23 protein-coding genes and 1 tRNA gene are annotated in these 23,542 nt (G+C 59.6%); 17 read left to right on the forward strand and 7 right to left on the reverse strand.

Annotated features, from left to right (window positions below; genetic code table 11):
- From hrcA to NQ014_RS04570, 9 genes are read left to right on the forward strand one after another with little or no spacing between them, the layout of a single operon-like run.
- A complete protein-coding gene (gene hrcA, locus NQ014_RS04530) occupies positions 1–1,038 on the forward strand; it encodes a heat-inducible transcriptional repressor HrcA (RefSeq protein WP_016423119.1) in 1,038 nt (345 codons plus the stop codon).
- A 2-nt stretch (positions 1,039–1,040) separates the two neighbouring features.
- Complete coding sequence (gene dnaJ, locus NQ014_RS04535; protein WP_257073942.1) at positions 1,041–2,171, forward strand: molecular chaperone DnaJ; 1,131 nt, start codon at positions 1,041–1,043, stop codon at positions 2,169–2,171.
- A 44-nt stretch (positions 2,172–2,215) separates the two neighbouring features.
- Complete coding sequence (locus tag NQ014_RS04540) at positions 2,216–2,995, forward strand: 16S rRNA (uracil(1498)-N(3))-methyltransferase (protein ID WP_257073943.1); 780 nt, start codon at positions 2,216–2,218, stop codon at positions 2,993–2,995.
- 12 nt (positions 2,996–3,007) lie between these two features.
- The gene (locus tag NQ014_RS04545; protein WP_257073944.1) at positions 3,008–4,036 is read left to right on the forward strand and encodes a PhoH family protein; all 1,029 of its coding nucleotides are present in this window, start codon (positions 3,008–3,010) and stop codon (positions 4,034–4,036) included.
- A 16-nt stretch (positions 4,037–4,052) separates the two neighbouring features.
- On the forward strand, positions 4,053–4,586 hold the full coding sequence (ybeY, locus tag NQ014_RS04550; RefSeq protein ID WP_005511056.1) for an rRNA maturation RNase YbeY: 534 nt from the start codon (positions 4,053–4,055) through the stop codon (positions 4,584–4,586).
- Positions 4,583–5,911 (forward strand): hemolysin family protein, encoded by a 1,329-nt coding sequence (locus NQ014_RS04555; RefSeq protein ID WP_257073945.1) that lies wholly within the window; start codon positions 4,583–4,585, stop codon positions 5,909–5,911. The genes ybeY and NQ014_RS04555 overlap by 4 nt, the downstream gene beginning before the upstream one ends.
- A 4-nt stretch (positions 5,912–5,915) precedes the next feature.
- Positions 5,916–6,857: a GTPase Era gene (gene era, locus NQ014_RS04560; RefSeq protein WP_042389423.1), complete on the forward strand. Its 942-nt coding sequence runs from the start codon at positions 5,916–5,918 to the stop codon at positions 6,855–6,857.
- A 4-nt stretch (positions 6,858–6,861) separates the two neighbouring features.
- Complete coding sequence (recO, locus tag NQ014_RS04565) at positions 6,862–7,611, forward strand: DNA repair protein RecO (RefSeq protein WP_016423113.1); 750 nt, start codon at positions 6,862–6,864, stop codon at positions 7,609–7,611.
- Between the two features lie 28 nt (positions 7,612–7,639).
- Positions 7,640–8,362: an isoprenyl transferase gene (locus NQ014_RS04570; RefSeq protein WP_016423112.1), complete on the forward strand. Its 723-nt coding sequence runs from the start codon at positions 7,640–7,642 to the stop codon at positions 8,360–8,362.
- A gap of 31 nt (positions 8,363–8,393) precedes the next feature.
- On the opposite strand, the gene NQ014_RS04575 is transcribed toward NQ014_RS04570, so the two are convergent.
- Positions 8,394–8,888 (reverse strand): Fur family transcriptional regulator, encoded by a 495-nt coding sequence (locus tag NQ014_RS04575; protein WP_257073946.1) that lies wholly within the window; start codon positions 8,886–8,888, stop codon positions 8,394–8,396.
- 190 nt (positions 8,889–9,078) lie between these two features.
- On the opposite strand from NQ014_RS04575, the gene NQ014_RS04580 reads away from it, so the two are divergent.
- The 3 genes from NQ014_RS04580 to NQ014_RS04590 are packed head-to-tail and all read left to right on the forward strand — an operon-like array spanning position 9,079 to position 11,437.
- Positions 9,079–10,464 carry a glycine--tRNA ligase gene (locus NQ014_RS04580; RefSeq protein ID WP_257073947.1) on the forward strand — a complete coding sequence of 462 codons (1,386 nt, stop codon included), beginning with the start codon at positions 9,079–9,081 and terminating at the stop codon, positions 10,462–10,464.
- Complete coding sequence (locus tag NQ014_RS04585; protein WP_005511064.1) at positions 10,464–11,033, forward strand: hypothetical protein; 570 nt, start codon at positions 10,464–10,466, stop codon at positions 11,031–11,033. Before NQ014_RS04580 ends, NQ014_RS04585 begins: the two co-directional genes overlap by 1 nt.
- Entirely contained in the window at positions 11,021–11,437 is a 417-nt protein-coding gene (locus NQ014_RS04590; RefSeq protein ID WP_257073948.1) for a hypothetical protein, read from the forward strand. Before NQ014_RS04585 ends, NQ014_RS04590 begins: the two co-directional genes overlap by 13 nt.
- An 8-nt stretch (positions 11,438–11,445) precedes the next feature.
- Here NQ014_RS04590 and NQ014_RS04595 read toward each other — a convergent pair whose 3' ends face one another.
- The gene (locus NQ014_RS04595; protein WP_257073949.1) at positions 11,446–13,479 is read right to left on the reverse strand and encodes a TPM domain-containing protein; all 2,034 of its coding nucleotides are present in this window, start codon (positions 13,477–13,479) and stop codon (positions 11,446–11,448) included.
- Between the two features lie 28 nt (positions 13,480–13,507).
- On the opposite strand from NQ014_RS04595, the gene NQ014_RS04600 reads away from it, so the two are divergent.
- Positions 13,508–14,800, forward strand: coding sequence for a deoxyguanosinetriphosphate triphosphohydrolase (locus NQ014_RS04600; RefSeq protein ID WP_076772228.1), 1,293 nt, complete (start codon positions 13,508–13,510; stop codon positions 14,798–14,800).
- 12 nt (positions 14,801–14,812) lie between these two features.
- Here the strand turns inward: NQ014_RS04600 and NQ014_RS04605 are convergent, their stop codons facing one another.
- Entirely contained in the window at positions 14,813–15,391 is a 579-nt protein-coding gene (locus NQ014_RS04605; protein WP_257073950.1) for a TetR/AcrR family transcriptional regulator, read from the reverse strand.
- 90 nt (positions 15,392–15,481) lie between these two features.
- Between NQ014_RS04605 and NQ014_RS04610 the strand changes: the two genes are divergently transcribed.
- Complete coding sequence (locus tag NQ014_RS04610; protein ID WP_236658601.1) at positions 15,482–16,171, forward strand: GAP family protein; 690 nt, start codon at positions 15,482–15,484, stop codon at positions 16,169–16,171.
- Positions 16,172–16,198: 27 nt separating this feature from the next.
- Here NQ014_RS04610 and NQ014_RS04615 read toward each other — a convergent pair whose 3' ends face one another.
- On the reverse strand, positions 16,199–16,705 hold the full coding sequence (locus NQ014_RS04615) for a ribonuclease domain-containing protein (RefSeq protein ID WP_257073951.1): 507 nt from the start codon (positions 16,703–16,705) through the stop codon (positions 16,199–16,201).
- A 120-nt stretch (positions 16,706–16,825) separates the two neighbouring features.
- On the opposite strand from NQ014_RS04615, the gene dnaG reads away from it, so the two are divergent.
- Positions 16,826–18,757: a DNA primase gene (gene dnaG / locus NQ014_RS04620; protein ID WP_257073952.1), complete on the forward strand. Its 1,932-nt coding sequence runs from the start codon at positions 16,826–16,828 to the stop codon at positions 18,755–18,757.
- 14 nt (positions 18,758–18,771) lie between these two features.
- Here dnaG and NQ014_RS04625 read toward each other — a convergent pair whose 3' ends face one another.
- Together NQ014_RS04625 and NQ014_RS04630 are read right to left on the reverse strand one after the other, a co-directional pair.
- Positions 18,772–19,404, reverse strand: coding sequence for an MBL fold metallo-hydrolase (locus NQ014_RS04625; RefSeq protein WP_257073953.1), 633 nt, complete (start codon positions 19,402–19,404; stop codon positions 18,772–18,774).
- On the reverse strand, positions 19,401–20,558 hold the full coding sequence (locus tag NQ014_RS04630) for an S-(hydroxymethyl)mycothiol dehydrogenase (protein ID WP_257073954.1): 1,158 nt from the start codon (positions 20,556–20,558) through the stop codon (positions 19,401–19,403). The genes NQ014_RS04625 and NQ014_RS04630 overlap by 4 nt, the downstream gene beginning before the upstream one ends.
- A gap of 295 nt (positions 20,559–20,853) precedes the next feature.
- Between NQ014_RS04630 and NQ014_RS04635 the strand changes: the two genes are divergently transcribed.
- Both NQ014_RS04635 and NQ014_RS04640 read left to right on the forward strand, forming a co-directional pair.
- Positions 20,854–20,925, forward strand: a tRNA-Asn gene (locus NQ014_RS04635).
- A gap of 431 nt (positions 20,926–21,356) precedes the next feature.
- A complete protein-coding gene (locus NQ014_RS04640; protein ID WP_257073955.1) occupies positions 21,357–21,794 on the forward strand; it encodes a hypothetical protein in 438 nt (145 codons plus the stop codon).
- Positions 21,795–21,977: 183 nt separating this feature from the next.
- Here the strand turns inward: NQ014_RS04640 and NQ014_RS04645 are convergent, their stop codons facing one another.
- Entirely contained in the window at positions 21,978–23,498 is a 1,521-nt protein-coding gene (locus NQ014_RS04645; protein WP_257073956.1) for an aldehyde dehydrogenase family protein, read from the reverse strand.
- Positions 23,499–23,542: the final 44 nt, after the last annotated feature.

Raw genomic sequence — 23,542 nt, forward strand, 5'->3', positions numbered from 1 at the left:
ATGTCATCTCAGACGGATAAGCGCAGGCAGGAAGTTCTTCGGGCCATTGTCTCGGATTACGTAGCTTCCCAGGAGCCGGTTGGTTCGAAGGCTCTGGTGGAGCGCCACAATCTGGGTGTGTCCTCGGCGACCATTAGAAATGACATGGCTGTGCTGGAGGCCGAGGGGTATATCCAGCAGGAACATGCATCGTCCGGGCGTATCCCGACTGAGAAGGGCTACCGCCTTTTTGTGGACAACCTTTCGCAGATTAAGCCTCTGTCGCGAGCTGAGCGCCGAGCTATCCTTGAGTTCCTCGAAGGCGGCGTTGATCTGGAGGACGTTCTGCGCCGCAGTGTGCAGCTGCTGGCCCAGCTAACCCGCCAGGTCGCAGTGGTGCAGGTCCCGACGCTGGAGGTCTCACGCGTCCGGCACTGCGAGGTCGTCCAGCTCGCCGACGCGCGATTGCTGCTGGTAGTTATTACCGATACCGGGCGCGTGGAGCAGCGCAATGTTGAGCTGCCAGCACCGATGGATCCCGATCTCGTGCCGCTGTTGCGCGAGCACTTCAACCGTGCAATGTCGGGGCACACGCTTGCCGACGCGTCGATTGCGATTTCCGATCTTGCGGCTAACGCCCCACGTGATTTGCGGGATGTGCTTATTCGCTGCTCGACGGTGTTGGTGGAGTCGTTGATTGAGAAGCCGAATGACAGGCTCATCCTGGCCGGAGCGTCGAATTTGACCCGTGGTAATATGGCCGGTCGCTTACCTTCTACGTTGCCCATGGTTCTTGAGGCTCTCGAAGAACAGGTGGTCGTGCTGAAACTGCTGTCGGCCGCGCAGGATTTGCACCACGTTCGCGTTTCTATCGGTGAGGAAAACGAGGACGAGGAGCTGCGCGCTACTTCAGTTGTTTCAACTGGCTATGGCACCGGCACTGAGATTTTGGGTGGCATGGGAGTAGTTGGCCCCACATTTATGGATTATCCGGGAACAATTTCCTCGGTTGCTGCTGTTGCACAGTACGTTGGCCGGGTATTGAAAGGAAGTAGCTAAAGTTGGCACGCGACTATTACGGCATCCTCGGAGTGGAGAAGGACGCTACGGACGCTGAGATTAAGAAGGCGTACCGAAAGCTGGCGCTCAAGTACCACCCAGACCGTAATCCGGGTGATGAAGAAGCTGCGGAGAAGTTCCGTGAGGCCTCTGAAGCGAACGAGGTCCTGCTGGATCCTGAAAAGCGCCGGGTTGTGGATATGGGAGGAGATCCTCTCAATCCGCAGGGCGGTATGCCAGGCGGTGGCTTCGGCGGTTTCGGCGGCGGCGGAGTCGGCGATATCTTCGAGGCATTCTTCGGCGGTGCCGGCGGTACCCGCCAGCGCCGCTCGCGTGTGCAGCCAGGTGCAGATGCGCTGCTGCGTATTTCTCTGGGCCTCGATGAGGCATTCACCGGTGTCCGCAAGCCCATCACGGTGGACACCGCGGTGCTGTGTGACCAGTGCGAGGGAACCGGCTCGAAGTCCAAGTCCAAGCCGAAGATGTGTACCAGCTGTGATGGCACTGGCGAGATTCAACAGGTCCAGCGTTCCTTCCTGGGCAATGTGATGACCTCGCGGCCGTGCCCGACTTGTCAGGGCACCGGCGAGATCATCCCCGATCCGTGTAACAACTGCGGTGGCGACGGCCGCGTCCGCGCTCGCCGTGATCTGACGGTAAACGTTCCGGCAGGTATCTCTGATGGCATGCGTATTCGCATGGCAGGGCAGGGCGAGGTCGGCCCGGGCGGTGGCCCGGCGGGTGACCTCTACGTGGAAGTTGCCATGGACCCGCACCCTGTATTCGAGCGTGAGGGCGATGATTTGCACTTTAACGTGCAGGTGCCCATGGCTGATGCCGCACTTGGTACCGAGTTTGAGGTCGACGACCTGCTCGGTGAGCCAATGACCATCAAGGTTGATTCGGGAACCCAGCCGGCAGAGCAGATTCGCCTGTCGGGCAAGGGAATGCCACATCTGCGCGGCGAGGGCAATGGCGACGTGGTCGCACACGTCGATGTCACAGTGCCGACGAAGCTGGACCGCAAGTCCCGCGAGCTGCTGGAGAAGCTACGCGAGCACCGCGATGATGATGCCAAGGTGGCAGACTCGAGTGAACGCAACGGTTTCTTCTCCCGATTCCGCCGACGTTAAAACACGCAATCCCCAAAGCCCCCTCCAGTGAGTGTGAAGCACGCATGAGTTTGCCCGTATTCCTCGGTGAGTTCACCGAGCTGCCGCGCCCGGAAGAAATCATTCGAATCCTCGGGTCGGAGGCAAAACACATCAGCGTTCGCAGGCTGAAGGAGGGCTCGGAGATTCTTCTTGCCAATGGTGCGGACAAGGTGGTGCGAGCACAGCTCATGCACGTAGACCCTCGTGAGGTCCACGTTCGCGTGGTCGCCGCCGAGGAACGTCCACGTCCGCGCCCGCACGTCACTGTGGTGCAGGCGCTGCCGAAGTCAGATCGTGCTGAGCTTGCGGTCGATTTGATGACCGAGGCCGGGGTCGATGAGATTATCCCCTGGGCAGCCGTGAATTGTGTAGCCCGATGGCAGGGTACCGCGAAGGTCACTAAGGCCCGCGCTAAGTGGCAGTCGGCTGCGCGCGAGGCAGCCAAGCAGGCTCGTCGTGCATGGATTCCGCCGGTCGCGGACCTGCATAGCTCCGCCGATATTGAGCAACTCATCCGGGAAACCACATCAGCCGGTGGTGTGGCAGCAGTTTTGCACGAGGAGGAAACAGCTCCGTTCGTGGACTTCGCCGCACAGGCAGCAAACGCTGACAACGTTCTTTTCATCGTTGGCCCAGAAGGGGGAGTCAGCCCCGGAGAACTCGAGGCCTTCCGAGCCGCAGGTGCTAGCTCGGTAGTACTCGGCCCGACAGTTCTCCGCAGCGCCCTCGCGGGAGCTGCTGCTCTTTGCGCACTGGGCCCGTTGACAAAGCGCTGGGGCGGCGCACCCACGCCTGGCCAGTAGGATAGACGCATAATGACAAAGTATTCAGTAACTGCTCGTACCACTGCCGTCGTCGAGCTCGATGACAATCTCGCGCCGATTGTGGTCGGTCATGCGGATCAGAACCTACGTCTGCTGGAATCTCTGCTGGCAGCGGATATTCATGTCCGCGGCGGAGTTGTGACAACCAAGGGTGCTCCGGCGGATGTTTCGTTGGCTGTCCGCGCTTTCAAGGAGCTAGAGGCAATGGCCCGTCGTGGGCATGAGCTCTCCCCGGAGTCGGTGCGGCACGCGGTGGGCATTGTGGATCGCGGGGAGAAGTCCGCCAGCGAGGTGCTCGGTGGCGGCATCGTGACACATCGTGGCAAGACCGTGCGTCCCAAGACCGAGGGGCAGAAGAACTACGTCGATGCCATCGACCGCTATAACGTTGTTTTCGGTATCGGCCCCGCCGGTACGGGCAAGACCTTCCTGGCCATGGCCAAAGCCGTTGCTGCGCTGAAGAATAAGCAGGTAGAACGCATTATTCTGACTCGCCCCGCAGTGGAGGCCGGTGAAAACTTGGGCTTCCTGCCGGGTACGCTGCACGAGAAGATTGATCCCTACCTGCGCCCATTGCACGATGCGATGCGCGAAATGCTTGAGCCAGAGCTGATTCCAAAGCTGATGGAAACTGGGGTAGTGGAGGTCGCACCGCTGGCGTACATGCGCGGCCGTACGTTGAACAATGCGTTCATCATTCTCGACGAAGCACAGAACACTACTCCGGCGCAGATGAAAATGTTCCTCACCCGCCTGGGCTTCGGTTCGAAGATGGTCATCACCGGTGACGCCAGCCAGGTCGACCTGCCTCGAGGGCAGAAGTCCGGTCTGGCCGTCGCCCGTGAGGTGCTGCGCGGCGTGCCGGGAATCGCTTTTCCGGCGTTGGCGGCTGCGGATGTGGTGCGCAACCCGCTGGTAACCGCAATTGTCGAGGCTTACGATGACTACGATGCCTATCACGAAGGCATTGAGCAGGGCGCCGAGTCCCCACAAAAGCGACAGTCCGCCACAAAGCGATAAAGGACGCTGAAATTACATGAGCATTGAAGTTTTCAACGAGTCCGGTCAGGGCGTCAATGAAGAGTCGCTTATCGACGTTGCCCGTTATGCGCTGGGCCGCCTGGACGTGCATCCGGCAGCCGAGCTGAGCATTCACATTGTCGACTTGAAGACGATCGAAGACCTCCATGTGCGCTGGCTGGATCTGCCGGGTCCGACGGATGTGATGAGCTTCCCGATGGATGAGCTCACTCCTGGCTCTGGCCGACCAGATGCAGCTAGCCCAGGGCCTGCGATGCTGGGCGACATTGTGTTGTGCCCGGAGTTTGCCGCGGGGCAGGCGGAGCGTGCAGGCCATCCGCTGAGCCACGAGTTGGTTCTGCTCACCGTGCACGGCGTACTGCACCTGTTGGGCTATGACCATGTCACGGCGGAGGAAGAGCGCCAGATGTTCTCCCTGCAGAATGGCCTGTTGGCGGATTGGTACGACGACATCGATCGTCGTGGCGTGAGCTTTTCCGAAAAACCAATTAACCCCAATGCGTTCCCGGAGCGTTCTAACGAGCGATGATCACTTTGATAATTGTCGCCGTTGTGGCGATGATCTGCGCTGGCGGACTCAACACAGTCGAAACTGCGGTCGCAGGCATTTCCCGTGCGCGCGTGGCAGAGCTGCAGCGTGACGAGGTCGCGGGTGCTAATGCTCTTCTCAAGGTCGTAGAGAATCGGGCTCGGCACGTCAATGTGCTGGTGATTTTGCGGACGCTGTGCGAGTCAATCGGTGCCGTGACGCTTGCGGCGGTCTGTCTCAAATACTTCGAGCCGCAGAGCTGGGCCATTGTGGCTGCAGTCGCGTTGCTGGCTCTTTTCACCTTCCTGGTCCTCGGGGTGTTTTCCCGCACGATGGGTCGGAAGAATCCGTACTCAATTTCGCTGGCCACCGCGGTCATCCTGAGCTTTATGGCCAAGGTACTGGGGCCGTTGGAAAAGCTGCTGATTTGGTTCGGCAACATTATCACGCCTGGTGGTGGCTTCCGAGATGGTCCGTTCGCGACTGAAGTCGAGCTGCGCGAGATGGTCGATATCGCGCAGGAGCGCGGCATTGTGGAACACGACGAACGCCGCATGATTCAGTCTGTGTTCGATCTCGCAGAGACGTCGGCACGCGTTGTTATGGTTCCGCGCCCAGAGATGGTGTGGATCGAGGCGGATAAGCACTGTGGTCAGGCAGTGGCCCTATGTGTAAAGTCGGGTCACTCGCGGCTGCCGGTGATTGGCGAGAGCGTTGAGGACATCGTCGGCGTCATTTACTTGAAGGACATTGTCCAGCAGACGTACTCGCGTACTGATGGCGGCCGCGGTGTTCGTGTCTCCGAGGTCATGCGCGACTGCGTTTTTGTGCCCGACTCCAAGCCACTGGATGATCTGCTCGATGAAATGCAGCGCACCCGCAATCACATCGCCATTCTCATCGACGAATACGGTTCGGTCGCCGGTCTTATCTCTATTGAGGACATCCTCGAGGAGATTGTCGGTGAGATTGCGGACGAATACGACGAGGCCGAGCAGGCCCCCATCGAACCGCTGGGCGATGCCTCTTACCGTGTGCAGGCGCGCCTCAGTTTGGGCGAGCTCATTGAGCTTTACGACGAGGCCCACGGGCGCGAACTCGTCTTCGATGATGAGGTCACCGATGAGGTGGATACGGTCTCCGGTCTGTTGGCCTATGCGCTTGGACGTGTGCCACTGCCGGGTTCGTACGTAGAATATGCAGGACTGAAGTTTACCGCCGAGGGCTCGCGTGACCGTCGTGGTCGTATGCGGGTACGCACTGTGGTGGTGGAGCCGACTGCGGAGTTTTACTCCGAGGAAGAAGATACTGATGGGCAATCTTGATGACATGCTGGCCAATGCTGGACTTGGCGGAGATGCTGATGATTACAGCGCGCCGGAGGGCTTTCGCTCTGGGTTCGTCTCTATCGTGGGGCGTCCGAATACCGGTAAGTCCACGCTGACCAATTCCCTGGTGGGCGAGAAGATCGCTATTACCGCTAACCAGCCGGAAACCACGCGTCATCCAGTCCGAGGTGTAGTCCACCGCGAGAACTGTCAGATTGTTGTCGTGGATACGCCAGGTCTGCACAAGCCTCGCACGCTGCTCGGTGAGCGCCTGAATGACATGGTTCAGGAGACCTACTCCGATGTGGACTTGGTCGCGATGGTCGTGCCTGCCGACGAGAAAATTGGCCCCGGTGACCGCTGGATCTACGAGAACGTCTCCAAAGGTTGCAAGAACATCATGGGCATTGTGTCCAAGGTGGATAAGGTCTCGCGCGACACCATTATCGAGCGCCTGATTGAGCTGCAGGAGCTGCTCGGTCCAGATGCTGAGCTGGTGCCGCTGTCGTCGAAGTCCGGCGAGAACATCAACACACTGATTGATGTCATGGCGTCCCAGCTGCCGGAGGGCCCACGCCTGTACCCGAAGGGGCACATCACCGATGAGGATCTGCACACCCGGATGGCAGAGCTCATCCGCGAGGCGGCCCTCGGCGGTCTGCGCGATGAGTTGCCGCATTCCGTGGCAGTCCAGATTGATGAGGTGCTGCCAAACCAGGACCGCGAAGGCGTCCTGGATGTCCACGCCGTTATCTATGTCGAGCGTTCGGGGCAGAAGTCCATCCTCATGGGGCGCGACGGTCGACGCATGGGCACCACCATTCATAAGGCTCGTAAGGAACTCATTGCGCTGCTCGGTCAGAATGTTTACCTTGACCTGCGGGTGAAGGTATTGAAGGACTGGCAGTCAGACCCGAAGCAGCTGGGCAAGTTGGGATTCTAAAAAGTTGGTCGAGCCGTATCGCGACCGTGCGCTGGTCGTACGCCGCTACGACCTCGGCGAAGCCGACCGCATCATCGTCCTTTTCACCCGCGACCACGGCCTAGTCCGCGGTGTTGCCAAAGGCGTGCGGCGCGCGAAGAGCCGCTTCGGCTCCCGCCTCTCACCATTCGTCGACGTGGATGTCAACATCTACCCACGCCGAGGACTGTCCACTATCGCAGGCGCAGATACCGTGCGCACGTGGGCAGCACCGCTTGTCGACGACTATGCGCGCTACACCTGTGCGTGTGCAGTCCTGGACGTCGCCGAACGCATTGTCGGCGAGGAGCAAGTGCCGGCTCCCGAATTGTGGGATCTCACCACTCAATCGCTCGACGACGTTGCGGCCGGTCGCCATCGCCCCGATTTGTTGCTGACCTCCTACATTCTGCGAGCAATGGCGCAGGCCGGTTGGCAGCCAAGCCTCTTTGAATGCGCAGGCTGCGGCAAAGCCGGCCCTCACCACGCGTTTTCTCCCGCATTAGGTGGAGCAGTGTGCACCAACTGCAGGCCACCGGGTGCAGATACTCCGCCGACCGAGGTTCTGCATCTGATGTGGCAGCTTGCTCATGAGCAATGGGCGGGCATCGATACGTCGTCAAGCGAATTCGAGGGACGGATGGCGACGGCGCGTACCCTAACGGCGAAGTACCTGCAGTACTATCTGGGCCGCCGGGTGCCGGCGCTGGAACATGTGGATGCTTTTTGGCAGTAAACAGTAGCGGTGGGGCACAATAGGAAGCGTGTTGAATCCTCCTGTACCGCAGCAATTCGTGCCCAATCACATCGCGCTCGTGATGGACGGCAATGGTAGATGGGCCGAACAGCGTGGGCTCAAACGCACCGAGGGGCACAAGCGTGGTGAAGCCGTGCTGATGGAGTGCGTCGATGCTTGTTTGGAGATGGGCGTCAAGCACCTGTCGGCTTACGCATTTTCCACTGAGAATTGGCGCCGTTCGGTCGATGAGGTCCGATTCCTCATGGGCTTTAATCGCGATGTGCTGCGCCGACGTCGTGATGAGCTGGATTCGAAGAACGTTCGCGTGCGTTGGGCAGGGCGTCGTCCGCGACTGTGGCGCTCGGTGATTAAGGAACTTGAGATTGCCGAGGAGCAGACGAAGGACAATGACGCGCTAACTCTGTATATGTGCGTCAACTACGGTGGTCGCGCTGAAATTGTGGATGCTGCTAGAGAGATTGCTCGTCAGGCAGCAGCGGGGGAGCTCAGCGAATATGACTTGACCGAGAAGTCTTTTGCACAGTTCCTGGATGAGCCGACTATGCCGGATGTTGATCTGTTCTTGCGTCCGTCGGGCGAGCAGCGCACGTCCAACTTCTTGATCTGGCAGTCCGCCTATGCGGAGATGGTCTATCAGGACAAGCTTTTCCCGGATTTCGGTCGGGATGACATGCGCGCCGCAGTGGTGGAGTACGCCAAGCGCGACCGTAGGTTCGGCAAGGCCTAGAACCGGTATTTTTTTTGGGGGGGAGCCCAGGCTACTTCTTCTGGCAGTCCCTGCACAGGCCGAAGACCTCAGCAGTGTGCCCGGTCAGATTAAAACCGTGCTCCTCCGCAAGGCTGTGAGCCCACTGCTCGACAGGTCCGCCGGCGACTTCAACGGTGCTGCCGCAATCGGTGCAGACAAGGTGATGATGGTGGTGGTCACCGCACAGCCGGTAGAGAGCCTCTCCGGAGGCATTGTGCAGAACATCGACAATGTCCATTTCTGCAAGGGACTGGAGCGTCCGATAGACCGTCGTCAAGCCGACCTTGTCCCCACGTTCCGTCAGCGACTTATGAATGTCAGCAGCGGAGCGAAAATTAGGGGCCTCACTCATAATCGACACGACGGCGCGGCGTTGGCGAGTACTGCGCTGGCCGATGCGGGTTGCGGCCGGCCGCGCGGAGGCGTGTGTCCCGGTGCTAGCGGGGGAGCCCGTACCACGTGGGTTTTCGCCAGAACTAACTTCGTGCATATCTTCGCCAGCCATGTAACCGACACTACCCGGTATCGGTTGGACAAGATGCGCTAGAGTATAGGGGAACTTTTAACTGGCCTGTTGGGGTCAGTACATTTTGCTTTTCATTATGTCGTTCGCCGCACGGAACGGGCTGAATTGTGTGCCCGGAAAAGGCGTGTGGTGTGCGATGCGAAGCCATTTATAAGGAGTGGTCTAGACCGTGGCACCTAAGTCAGTTGTCGATACCGTCGCCAACCTGTGTAAGCGCAGGGGGTTCGTTTACCCGTGTGGTGAAATTTACGGCGGTACCCGCTCGGCATGGGATTACGGTCCCCTGGGTGTGGAGCTGAAGGAAAACATCAAGCGCCAGTGGTGGAAGACCTTCGTCACCGGCCGTAAGGATGTCGTCGGCCTGGATTCCTCCATTATCCTGCCGCGCCAGGTCTGGGAAGCTTCCGGCCACGTCGCTACCTTCACCGACCCGCTGGTGGAGTCCCTGCACACCCACAAGCGCTACCGCGCTGACCACCTGCTGGAGGCCTACGAGGCCAAGCACGGCCACCCGCCGGCCAATGGCCTGGCAGACGTTCCGGACCCGGAGACCGGTCAGCCGGGCAACTGGACCGAGCCGCAGATGTTCTCCGGTCTGATGAAGACCTTCCTCGGCCCGGTCGACAATGAGCAGGGCCTGCACTACATGCGCCCGGAGACCGCTCAGGGTATCTTCGTCAACTTCAAGAACGTTATGACCACGGCTCGTATGAAGCCACCGTTCGGTATCGGCCAGACCGGTAAGGCATTCCGCAACGAGATCACCCCGGGTAACTTCATTTTCCGTACCCGCGAGTTCGAGCAGATGGAGATCGAGTACTTCGTCGCACCGGACCAGGCGGAAGAGAAGTTCGATGAGTGGGTCGACGCCTGCTGGAACTGGTTCATTGACCTGGGCGTTAACCCGGAGAACATGCGTCAGTTCGACGTTCCGAAGGACGAGCGCGCTCACTACTCTGCACGCACGATCGACTTCGAGTACCGTTTCCACTTCCAGGGAAACGAGTGGGGCGAGCTGATGGGTGTCGCCAACCGTACGGACTACGACCTCGGCTGCCACATCGAGCACTCCAAGGAAGACCTGCGTTACCACGACCAGGTCACCGGCGAAAAGTACGTTCCGTACGTCATTGAGCCGTCCTTCGGTCTGACCCGCGCCCTGATGGCCTTCCTGTGTGATGCCTACACCGAGGAAGAGGTGCCGAACGCAAAGGGCGGCACCGACACTCGTACTGTGCTGAAGCTGGACCCGCGTCTGTCGCCGGTTAAGGTTGCTGTTTTGCCGCTGTCGAAGAAGGACACCCTGACTCCGACTGCTGAGGCTGTCGCCGACAAGCTGCGCCAGTACTGGGCCGTCGATTACGACACCTCCGGTGCTATCGGCCGTCGTTACCGTCGCCAGGATGAGATCGGTACTCCGTTCTGTGTCACCGTTGACTTCGATACTCTCGAGGACAACGCTGTGACCGTCCGTGACCGCGACACCATGGAGCAGGAGCGCGTCAAGATTGACGAGCTGGAAGGCTACCTCGCAGCTCGCCTGGTGGGCTGCTAATGGCCGAAGAAGTTTTTTGGGAATCCTATAGTCTCGGCGACGGCTCTCGGGAAAAATCCGAGCAAACTTGGCCGATTCTGAAGGAAAGCACCGAAATCGGCACGTACATCCGTGATGAGCAGGGCGATCGCCTCAACACCCCGGAAGGGGAGTGGGTCATTGACGCCTCTGCTAATCACCGTGTTTCCGCCACGCTTCCCGACGGCCGTGTGTTCTCGACCGTTGCTGCTGACCGTGACAAGATTTCGCGAGCCAAGCAGCTTTCAGTGACCTTTGGGCCGAATCGTCCTGAAGGCAAGCTGGTGTGCGAGGGATCGACGAACTACGTCATCGAGAATGCGAAGACCGGCGAGAAGTGGGGCCAGTTTACCGGTGCGTCCCGTGGCGTGCGCCACGCAGAGGTGCAGTTCGACACCGATGAGGGCCGTGCGCTGCCGGAAGAGGAGAAGATCTTCCTGGTCTACAGTGCTCGTCGAGTGCTGGAGTCCCGCATGGTTTCCTCGACCTGGATTCTCACTGTCTGCTTGCTTTTGCTGATTGCCTATATGATTTGGGTGTGGATCGTGTAGCAACTATTGCAGACGGCGTCGTTTACGACGAGAACAAAAAGACCCTGTCCGACGGCTGGAGCTGTCAGGACGGGGTCTTTAGTGCTTTCTGGATCACCTCGCCACAAGGACGTGGCTGGCAGGTGAAAGCCCGCTTTTTTAGCACGAACGCGCTAGTGATGACGAATCCGGATGAGGGGAATTCTTTCGTCCTAAACAGAGAAGGACGGGGAATTCGCACGGTCTTCGACATCGAGCGGCCAGGCTATGAGCTCGCCCGAATCGTCCGAGAGGACGGCCTAGGCCGAGGGGCATTTGGTGTCTATGCCCAGAAGGGAGACTTCCGGGGGAGTTTCGAAGACTGGCTGATTGCCGCCGCTTTGGCGACGTGGTCTGTGGATGGACCACGCCAGATGCGAATTTAGGCGGGAATCTAGAAGCCCATTGTGCTGCCGGAGCCGCCTGGTCGGCTCGAACCTCCGCCGAAACCGCCGAAACCGCCGATGCTGCCACCAAAGCCGCTGTTGTTGCTGAGCATGCTTCCCAGCACCATGCCGGCGACCATCGAACCGTTGCTGCCGCCACCGCGGCGCTGATCCTGGTAGCGGCGGATGTCACGGCGGGCCAAGTCAGCGGCCTCAGCCGCGAGCTTGCGCGCACGACGTGCGTAGGCCAACGCCTTTCGCGGATCGTTGTTGGCCAAGCTCTGAGCAGAGCCGTAAGCACGCTGCGCCTCCGCGAGGCGAGTGCGAGCCTCAGCGCCAACCACACGGCGGCGGGTAGCAATTAGGTCAGCCGCGGCGCGAATGTGATTGTCGGCATCCTGCATGCTGTGCTGCAAAGTAGCGGTAGCGCGGGCGAACGACGCGGCCTTATCACGAGCGGAGTCGAGGGCTTCGTCGAGCAGCTCATCGGCATCGGTCAGTGCGGTCCAGGAACTCAGCGGATCCACCTCGGACTTATTGGCTGCCACGCCGAGTGCTTCACGGCCTGCTTCGATGGCCGCATTGAGACGCTCGCGGTTGATGTTGGCGCCTTGCGGTGCCGACATCAGGTGCGAGGCCTCATCGATTTCACCCCGGACCTCGGCGATAAGGGAAGCCAGTCCAGCGACTGCAGCGTGAATATCGCTATCGGCGTGTTCAATGGCCTCCAGAAGACTTTCTGCCTGTGTGAGCGCAAAGTCGGTGGCCGACAGCGCATCAATCAGACCGCCTTGCTCACCGGCGGGCAGGTCAGCGATGCGGCGGGCCTCAGTCATTGACTGGTCAGCCTGATTCAGGTGCTCCGTGGCCATATCGATATTGTCGGTCACAGAGCTGAGCATCTGCTCTTCGTAACGTGCGCGCAGACCGTCGAGAATTTCGCCGGCACGCGGCATACGTGAGCGCAGCTCGACACTTCGCTGAGTGAGCTTTGAAATGGTCGCTTCAGCATTCATCAACTCCTGGCGGAGTTTCTGGAAGTTTGCGGCCTCGCCGTCGAGCTGATCGTCCGCAACACCACAGGTGGAGATAATCTCCAGCAGGACACTGCGGCGCTCGATTTCGTCGGTCACGGAGCCGTCGTCAAGCTGTTGGCGAAGTGCAAACGCGCGCTCGAGCGTGGACTGAGAGTGCTTTAGTGCATTGTCGAAGCTGTGGATGCGTTCGGTGCCGAACTCAGCGCGAGCGAGGTCGAGCTCGGTGCTGGCCTTGCGGATGGACTCATCGGTACTGACAATCTCATCGTGCGCAAGAACATCGAGCGAGCTGGTGCTCAGCGAGTCCAGCGAAGAGACATCCCTGGGGTCGATGTTGCGGCCACGAGCAATCTCCTCCTCATTGCGCTTCTTCTTATTGCGACGGCCCACGGCCCAGGTGGCGCCACCGACAACGGCGGCACCACCGAGGCCGGCGCCGAGTGCCCACCCACCGGCGGAGCCGCTGCCACCGCCTGCCTCGGCGATGGCAGCTTCGCCCGCAGCCGCCCAGTTGTCATCCTCTAACAGTTGCCCTTGAGCGGCTCTGTTGACGGCTTCTGCGTTGCTGGGGAAGGAGTCACCTACAAAGGCTCCGAGGTTACGGTCTTCCACTGCGACGACGATGACCCCGCGGTTGTCGGCAGCGCCGAGGTGCTCCCAGGCCTGCTGTGCCCACTGCTGGCCCTGGATACCGTCAAAGCTCTTGATGTAGAACACCGAGAACAGGAGTCGCTTCTCTGTCTTGAGCTGCTGAATCTGCTCCTTCAGTCGAGCCTCATCGCCGCCGCTCAGCACACCTGCGAGATCAGCCACCTCGCCCGACACATCTGTCGGTGCCTCGGCGTGCGCTAGGGATGCTGACGGTGCGAGTGCCAGCAGCGATACGGGTGCATGAACTGGCGGCTGTGTGGGAAGCGCAGCTGTGATGAGCGGCATGCTCAGGCCGAGGAAAGCACCCGATGCGGCAAGGTAAAGGGGGCGAAACACGCGATTCCTGTCAGACATATCTACAAGGATACGTAACAATAATTACGTGGCCGGTAAATTTTCGTATTCATCTTTTGAACTCGCTCGTATTGTCGAGGAGTCTCCGAAGCAGTCATTGCTGCCCGGGGTGCAGTCCTTGGAATCTCACCGGGCGGCGTTTGCACGAGATCGCGCCCGCGTCCTGCACTCCGCAGCGCTGCGCAGGCTGGCTGACAAAACTCAGGTTGTGGGGCCAGGGGAGGGCGATACTCCGCGCACACGCCTGACTCACTCGCTGGAGGTCGCGCAGATTTCCCGTGGAATCGCCAGCGAGTTGGGTGCGGATGAGGATCTCGCAGAGCTGGCCGGCCTGACGCATGACATCGGGCATCCGCCGTATGGCCACAACGGCGAGCGCGCCCTCAACGAGATTGCTGCTGGTTGCGGCGGGTTCGAGGGCAACGCGCAGACGCTGCGTATTCTCACTCGCCTTGAGCCGAAGGTGCTCGATGGTACGGGTGAGCCCTGTGGACTCAATCTCACTCGGGCGGCGCTCGATGCGGCTTGTAAGTACCCGTGGACACCAATCGGTCCCGATGGTCAGCTCCGCCGCAAGTACGGGGCCTACCAGGAGGATGCCGCGATTTTGCAGTGGATTCGCCAGGGCGTTCCGCACGGCAAGCAGTGTCTTGAGGCACAGATTATGGACTGGTCTGACGATGTCGCCTATTCTGTCCACGATGTCGAGGATGGCATCGTCTCTGGCCGCGTTGATCTGGGCGTTTTGTGGGACACGGTGGAACTGGCCGCGCTCGCTGATAAGGGTGCTGCCGCATTTGGTGGCGATCCAGCGGAGCTCGTCGAAGCTGCCGGGCGTCTTGCCAGCTTGCCGGTGGTATCAGCTGCGGCGTCCTATGATGGTTCGCTGCGCTCGCTGGTTGCGCTGAAACGTATGACCTCGGAGTTGGTCGGCCGTTTTGTCACTGCTTCCGTCGCGGGTACGCGTGCTGCCTCCGGATCGACGCTTCCGCTCGGGCGTTACGACGCGGACCTCGCCGTGCCCAGCTCTATTTTGGCGGAGGTCACCATGCTGAAGACCATCGCCGTGCTGTATGTGATGGATCTTCCGCGTCATATTCGCCGTCAGGAGCGTGAGCGCGATCGCCTTTTCCGGGTGGCCGAGTATCTGCAGGAGGGGGCTCCGGGAACGCTTGATCCGATGTTCCAGTGGCTCTACTCCCGGGCGGAGAGTGACCAAGCGCGGCTGCGGGTTATCGTTGATCAGCTAGCGTCGATGACGGAGTCGCGTGTAGAACGGCTTGATCGCCAGATTGCTGGTGTGGCCGCGGCGTGGGGATAGTGCGGTCGGCGATTACCATTTTTGCAGTATCCGCTGAAGGCCATTGCTGAGGTCAGCGGAAAGCGCCTTTGTAGTTTCTGCGTCGGGCTTTGCATGCATGTAATCGAGGGTTAGGCCATTAACGAGGGCGGTGACGAGGCGGGCCGTCTGAGTTGTATCTCCAGGGACGTCTGCGGCGGACAGTGCTGAAATGAGACGGTCCTGGAATCTACTGAGTTCGTTCTGGTACTCCTGGGCCAGGACTTTGCGTGTTGATGCAGCGGCACCGAGGATAACCCACAGTGCTGCGTCTTCGCGCTGTATTGGGCCGATGGGGAGCAGTTCGAGCAGTGATTGGGTGAGCTGTTCTAACGGCGGGGTATTTGATGGAAAGCGTAGCGACGAGACTCTTTCATGTTGTCGTGCTGCCGAGCGCAGGAGTGCCCTGCTGAGTAGTTCGTCTTTCGTGCCCATAAAATACTGCACTGTTCCAGGGGCTACGCCCGCCTGTTGAGCCACTTTTCGAACGCTTACGACGTCGAATCCCTGGTTAACAATTACTTTGATTGCTGCATCGGAAATCGATTTTTCTTGAGGTGACATCGTGCTCATGTCCTAAAACTCCTTTGGGGATTCATTCGCGCTACTTCCCGTACGACTGTATGGTAGTTTACTGTACGAATGTACGAGGGAGTGACGGAGATGGACTATCTTGTTCTTGTGGGGCTTGCGCTTCTTGACAGCCTCAGTGCTGGAACCCTGCTGATTCCAGTAGTTCTGCTAATCGTCTGGCGGAGAATGAGGGGTGCCGCATACGTTACCTATTTAGGGACAATTGTCTTGTCCTACTTTGCAGTTGGCATCGCGCTCTTTTTCGGCTTGCGTCAGGCTTTAGACGCAGTCTCAGGCATTGCATCCAACACTTGGTTCAGTTGGGTGATGATGATTTTGGGTATTTTGTTAGCTGCTTATGGAATCCTGGCACCGAATCCCAAGAAACGGACCGTCGAAGAGGTACTTGAATCTCGATCGGAGGACACTAAGAAAGGTTCTGCCGGCCTCCCTGCGATGGTGGGTTTAGCCTTAGCGGCAGCAGTTGTCGAGGTCGGTACGATGTTGCCGTACTTGGCGGCAATCGGAATCATTGAGACGATGGCAGTGCCTTTCGTAGTGCAACTGCTTATCCTCGCGCTCTACTGCGTAGTGATGATTGCGCCTGCAGTGATTGTTGGAGTGCTCTTCGCGACCTTTGGAGACAAGGTCTATAACCAGGTAGTGAGCGTTATCCCCCGGTTGGAATATGAAACAAAGGTCACTGTTTTGTGGGTGGCAGCAATAATTGGCATCGTTCTTATTGCCCGGAGCGCGAATCAACTCGGTTTTATCGGCTAGCGCTAATCGCCGCCGTACTACCTTGGCTCAGTCCTCCGCGTCTGGAATTTCGCAGAAGCTCTCGTAGTGGTCGTCGGTGTAGTACCAGATATCCGGGTCATTTTCGGAACCGCCGCCGACAACAATGCGACGTGCACCGCGGCTGGAATTGCCCGGGGTGGTCACGGTGTATTCGCGGTAGTAGTCACCGCGCTCCTTCGGCAGGCGTCCCTCGTAGTTGCCGAAGTGCTTGCCGTCGTGCTGCGAATAGATGTGGTCCTGGTCGGTCAGGATGCGGTCGATAACATCGTCGGCCTCCTCTGGCAGGGTATCTACTGCGCAGGTGGCACCCTTGGCACCAGCCTTGTTGCTGCCCGAGTTGGGTCCAGGTTTAGCGCTGGAGGCAGTGGAACTCTGCGATTCGGAATTCTGCGACCCCTGTGAGTCCTCGGATGCCGTAGAGTTCTGATCTCCGCCATCGAGCCCCAGATAGCTACCAGCCAGCACCAGGGCGGCAGCGCCTACGCCGCTCGCAATCTTCTTCCACTCAGCCATGGCTAGTATCTTTCCATATCTGTCGCCGCCGGCACGTTTTTGGGTTGGGCGCGGGAGGCTCGTCGGCAAGCGAAACCTCTACGGCGGAGTCGATTGGACGGGTTGGGTAAGGTTATTTTCATGGCTAGGGGAAGAATTCCGGACTCCGATATCGCGGCAATCCGCGAACGGACTCCGATTGAGGAGATCGTTGCAGAATACGTGAACCTCAAACCGGCTGGCGCTGATTCTCTGAAAGGGCTTTCGCCTTTTAAAGACGAGCGCACGCCGTCGTTCCACGTACGCCCCAATCATGGCTACTACCACTGCTTTTCCACCGGCAAGGGCGGTGATGTATTCAGCTTCCTCATGGAGATGGAACACCTGTCTTTCCCGGAGGCTGTCGAAGCCTGTGCGGAGAAAATTGGCTTCCACATTAACTATGAAGGCGGTGGCGCGGGCCGTCGCGAGGAACCGGGAACCCGCCAGCGTCTCATCGCCGCAAACCGAGAGGCACAGAAGTTCTACCGCGAACAGTTCTCCACGCCAGCGGCAGCGCCCGCGCGCGAGTTTCTGGAAAACCGCGGCTTCACCGCCGAGCACGCGGCCCACTTCGGCTGTGGCTACTCGCCGGCCGGCTGGGACACCCTGACCAAGCACCTGCAGCGCCTGGGCTTTAGCTTCGAGGAGCTGGACAAGGCAGGGCTTTCCAAGATGGGGCGCATGGGGCCAATCGACCGATTCCACCGCCGTCTCATGTGGCCGATTCGCAATATGTCCGGCGATGTCATCGGCTTTGGTGCCCGCAAGCTTTTCGACGATGACAATCTGGGCAAGTACATGAACACGCCCGAGACCATGCTGTACAAGAAGTCCAAGGTGCTCTTCGGCCTGAATCTGGCAAAGAAGGACATTGCCGCTGGTCATCAGGCTGTAATTGTGGAGGGCTACACCGACGTCATGGCCATGCATGCCTCAGGTGTGACCACAGCCGTCGCGTCCTGTGGTACCGCTTTCGGCGAGGAACACCTCCAGCTGCTGCGCCGTCTCATGCTCGACGATAGCTTCTTCCGCGGCGAACTCATCTACACCTTCGACGGCGACGAGGCAGGGCAGAAAGCCGCTATGCGCGCCTTCGAGGGGGAGCAGAACTTCACCGGCCAGTCCTACGTCGCGGTCGCGCCGGACGGCATGGATCCGTGTGATCTGCGTCAGAAGAAGGGCGAGGCCGCAGTGCGCGATCTCGTCGCTTCACGACGGCCATTGATCGAATTTGTCCTCCGCACACTTCTGGCCGACTATGACCTGACCACCGCTAATGGCAGGGTTTCCGGGCTGCGCCGCGTGGTGCCTGTCCTGGCCCAGCTCAAGGACGCGGCGCTGCGCGATGAGTATGCCCGCGAAGTTGCCGGCTGGATTGGCTGGAATGATGAAGCCGAGCTGGTGCAGCGCGTCCGCGAGGAGGCCAACCGGCCACAGAATGAAAAGCGCACTCCTTACCAGCGTCGCCAAGAAAAGGCCCGTGCCCGCGAAGAGGAGGAGGAAGCGCGGCGCCGGCGCAACCCGGCACTGCCGTATCCAAACCCGCGGGACCCTGTGCTCTATGCGCAGCGTGAGGCCCTCAAGCTGGCAATTCAAGAGCCCGCCACCACCGGCCCGGTATTCGATGCGCTCGCACCCGAGACCTTTGGGCATCCGACCTACCGAGCGGTATTCGACGCCATCATGGCTGCAGGTGGTGCCTGCGGGGAAGCGGCCACACAGCCACATAGTTGGGCGACCGCAATTATGGATCAGGCGCGGGAGGACGTCGTCAAGCATCTCGTGACTGAGCTGGGAGTGGAGCAAATCGCCGTCGATGCGGAGACGCTGCGCCCGTATGCGCAGGCGATTCTGGCGCGACTGCAGGAAGTGTGGGTCGGTGACCAGATTGCACAGCTGAAAGCGATGCTCTCGCGAATGCGCCCCTCAGACGACGAAACCGCCTACAACTCGCTGTTCGCGGACCTGCTCGCGATGGAGCAGTACCGCCGCGAACTGCAAGCAGAGGCGGTCAAGGTCGTGTTTGAGTAGCTAGTGACTAGCGACTAGTAGCCGCGGCGAATCCACTCTTCCAAGTGCGGAGCCTCGCGACCAATCGTCGTGTGGTCGCCATGACCCGTGCGGACAGTCGTTTCCGCAGGCAGAGTCAGCAGGTTGTCGCGGATGGAGTTAATGATCGTGTCGAAATCCGAGTAGGACCGACCGGTCGCTCCAGGACCGCCGGAAAACAGCGTGTCACCAGAGAACAGCTCAGCGGCCTCCGGCACGTACAGACAGCACGAGCCAGGGGAGTGGCCCGGAGTGTTAATAATGACAACCTCCGTGCCCGCAATCTCCAGGCGCTGACCATGCGCGAGATCCTCGTGCGCCAGATCCGGCCAGGACTGCTCCCACAGCATCTGGTCGCCCGGGTGGACGAGCAGGGGAGCGTCGAGCTTCTCCTGCAGTTCAGGGGCCACAGTGATGTGGTCGTTGTGTGCGTGGGTGCACACGATGGCTTTTACCTTGCGGCCATCCACCGCATCGATAATCGGCTGCGCCTCATGCGCCGCGTCGATGACAATGACCTCACGGTCATCGCCGAGCACCCATACGTTGTTGTCTACATCCCACGTGCCACCATCGAGCGAGAACGTGCCCGACGTGAGAACGTGTTCGACCCTCAAATCCTTGTTCACAGCGTCACCACCGATCGCAGTACCTTACCGGCCTTCATAGTTTCGAAGGCCTCATCAACATCCTCAATGCCAATGCGTTCCGTTACGAAGCCCTCCAGTGGCAGGCGGTTCTGCAACGACAGATCCACCAGCATCGGGAAGTCGCGCTCCGGCAGGCAGTCGCCGTACCAGGACGACTTCAGCGCACCACCGCGGCTAAACACATCCGCCAGCGGGATGTCCAGCTCCATTGTCGGTGCCGGAACGCCGACCAGAACAACGCGTCCAGCCAGGTCACGGGCGTAGAACGCCTGCTTGTAGGTTTCCGGGCGGCCGACCGCATCAATCACGACGTCAGCACCGAAACCGTCGGTCAGCTCACGCACTCGCTTAACGACGGGATCCTCTTCCCCGGTGCTCTTATCGCTCTTAGCCAGCTCCGCAGAGTTAATGGTCTCGGTCGCGCCGAATTCGCGGGCGGTGTCCAGCTTCTCAGCCGAGATATCGATGGCAATAATCTTGCTAGCGCCGGCCAGCTTGGCACCGGCGATAGCGGCGGTACCAACGCCACCGCAGCCGATGACGGCTACCGATTCACCGCGCTTAACCTCGCCGGTGTTAATAGCCGCACCGATACCGGCCATGACACCGCAGCCCAGCAGGCCCGCAACGGCCGGATCGGCTGCCGAATCGACCTTGGTGCACTGGCCCTCGTGGACGAGGGTGGCATCCGCAAAAGCACCGATTCCCAGTGCTGGGGTGAGGACGGTGCCGTCGTCAAGCGTCATGGGCTTGGAGGCGTTGAAAGTGCTAAAGCAGTACTGCGGCTTACCACGCTTACAGGCGCGGCACTCGCCACAGACGGCGCGCCAATTGAGGACGACGAAATCGCCGACGGCGACATGCGTGACCTCTTCGCCAACCACGGAGACCACGCCTGCGGCCTCGTGGCCGAGGAAGAACGGGTACTCGTCGGTGATATCGCCGTCGCGGTAAGCCAGGTCCGTATGGCAGACGCCGCAGGCCTGGATGTCAACAATGACATCGTTCGGGCCCGGGGACGGGATGTGGATATCAGTAAGTTCTACAGGTGCGCCTTTTTCGCGTGCGATAACGCCGCGAACAACGCGTGCGGTTTGCTCGGTGTTTTCGGTTCCGTTGGTTTGTTCAGACATAAGCCCCATCGTATGAACGCGGTATGAAAAGTGCATGATGGAAAGCGTTTTCAGTACTGGTAGGAGCTTTGTGGGCGCTGTGGGGGGGCTGTGTGAGGTTGCGCGGATTGCGCGGATTGCGTGGATTGCGTGGCTCCGAGAACTCACAGCGATGTCATGGCGTGTGGGTAAAAGAGGTCTAAATTAACCTTTGACCTGGCGATTTGTGAGTTTCAAGGGGTCTGGGTAAAGTATCTATCCGTCGCAAGGAACGGCATTCCGAAGATTGGTTTAGCTGGTTCTGCGCGGTGGATATTCCTCCATAGCTCAATGGCAGAGCATTCGACTGTTAATCGAAGGGTTGCTGGTTCGAGTCCAGCTGGAGGAGCAAATAGGCCAGGTCAGAGAGTTTTTCTCTGGCCTGGTTTTTCGTTTAAGAAGACGAAGAAGACAAAAACGGACAGAAAATAATCCAAGCCCTAGGAAAGCTGGAAAAGCGTGTCTGGCCGGTGCATCGCCGGTGGGCACCTTTAGCCACTTACCCCAGTGCGAGTTACTGACTGCGTTTATGTCTGGTGACGTTCGGTCGATCCGAGTTACTGACTGCGTTTATGTCAAAAATGGCCCGGAAAATGGCCTGAAAGTGTCATAAACTCACACAGTTTCACATCTGCAGCCCGTAAGTTTTCGGGTTGTCAGTTTTTCTACTTAACCCACTTTATGCTCGGAGGATTATTGCTCTTGTGGGCGTGACTCGATTCTCCACTGGGGAGGGGAGATTCAGCATTTTTGGAGGTCATCTCACGTAACCTGGGACGCATGAGGCTCGACAATATAACCCGCCCCTTGCTGGCGTCCTTTTTCGCCGCGGTCGCGTGGAGCGTTTTAGGTGGGCTAATCTTGCCGGAGCCCAATCTCGCCTACGACGAAGGAATTGCGTCGTGGATTGTGTCCATGCTGGTCTCAGTAATGTTGGTTGGAGCAATTGCCGTTTTCGCCGGTGATGGGTCGTTGGCTCGGGGGATGACCAGCGCGCAGAGCATTGTCGCAGCAGCTACCGGCGCAGGAATTGCCGCGCTTGGCGATCTGACATTCCTATTTCTCACCACGCCGCCCGACGGGCAGGACGGCCTGGTCGTCGCATATGTCGTGTTCTTCTACGTCCCGCTACTATTTCTAGGCGGATGGGCCGCCAGTGCTGCGATTAATCGGATGCGTAGGTGGTACCGGCAAGTGAAGAAAGGAAGAGAGGCCTAGCCGTCGGCCGTGAGCTAGGCCTCTACCTTTGGAGTCGCCAGCGCCTGGTGTGTCAGGTTAAGGCCGACCATCGTAACCTGCCAGGCGCGGAGGGCGTTTTTAGGGGGCAGAGGCAATTGTCGGCCCCCTCGTCGGGCGTGAATCGGAATCGAAAGATTGCCCAGCCCCGAGGGGGACGGATTCTTAGAACAGGCCAGTCGGGTTCTCGTCGTAAGAGACGAGCATGCACTTGGTCTCCTGGTAGTGCTCGAGCATCATCAAGTGATTCTCGCGGCCGATACCGGACTGCTTGTAACCGCCGAAGGCTGCGTGAGCAGGGTAGCTGTGGTAGTTATTCACCCACACGCGGCCGGCCTGGATACCGCGGGCAGCGCGGTAGGCGTTGTTCTGGTTGCGGCTCCAGACGCCGGCGCCAAGACCGTAAATAGTGTCGTTGGCGATCGCGAGAGCCTCGTCCAGAGTCTTGAAGGTTGTCACGGCCAGAACCGGGCCGAAGATCTCCTCGCGGAAGAAGCGCATCGAGTTGTTGCCCTTAAAGATCGTCGGCTCGACGTAGTAGCCTCCCTCCAACCCTTCGAGCTTGGCGACGTTGCCGCCGGTGAGAACCTCCGCGCCCTCCGTCGGCCCGGACTCCAAGTAGCCGGAGATTTTGTCCAGCTGCTCCTGGGAGGCCTGGGCACCCATCTGTACCGACGTATCCAGCGGGTTGCCGGTCTTAATCTGCTTGACGCGCTCGACCGCGAGTTTCAGGAACTCATCAGCGATGTCTTCGTGGACCAGGGCTCGCGACGGGCAGGTGCAGACCTCGCCCTGATTAAGCGCGAACATGGCCAGGCCCTCGATGCACTTCTCGCGGAACGCGTCGTCGGCATCCATGACATCGGGGAAGAAGATGGATGGGGACTTGCCGCCGAGCTCCAGCGTAATTGGAATAATCTTGTCGGACACTGCCTTGTTAATCACCTGGCCAACGGCAGTCGATCCGGTGAACGCAATCTTGGAGATCCGGTCGCTTGCGGTCAGCGCAGCACCGGCTTCGGTGCCGAGGCCATTGACGATGTTGAGGACGCCGTCCGGAAGCAAATCGGCGATGATCTCGGTGAGCATGAGGATCGACGCGGGGGTCTGCTCTGCAGGCTTGAGCACGATGCAGTTGCCGGCAGCGAGGGCCGGGGCGATCTTCCATGCGGCCATCAGGAGGGGGAAGTTCCACGGGATGATTTGGCCGACGACGCCAAGTGGCTCGTGGAAGTGGTAGGCGACCGTGTTGTCGTCAATCTGCGAGATGCGCCCCTCCTGTGTGCGGGTGGCGCCGGCGAAGTAGCGGAAGTGGTCGATTGCGAGCGGGATGTCAGCGGCGAGGGTCTCGCGGATGGCCTTGCCGTTCTCCCAGGTCTCGGCGACGGCAATCTTCTCAAGGTTTTCCTCCAGACGGTCCGCGATGCGGTGGAGGATCAGCGCCCGCTCGGCCGCAGGAACCGAGGCCCAGGAGTCCTTCGCATTGTGTGCGGCATCGAGGGCGAGCTCAATGTCTTTCTCGTTAGACCGCGGAACCCGGCAGAAAACCTCGCCCGTAACCGGGGTGGAGTTGTCCATGTATTGCCCGTCTACTGGAGGTGTCCACTTACCGTCGATGAAATTCTCGTACTGCTCCTTGTACGTGAAGACTGCATCGGGGGTGCCGGGGTTGGCGTAAACAGTCATGTAGACACGTCCTTTCGATAGGGAAACAACAAACGTACGAGCCA

Origin of the sequence: Corynebacterium sp. 5QC2CO, assembly GCF_024580435.1 — a bacterium.
Lineage (GTDB): Bacteria > Actinomycetota > Actinomycetes > Mycobacteriales > Mycobacteriaceae > Corynebacterium > Corynebacterium jeikeium_D.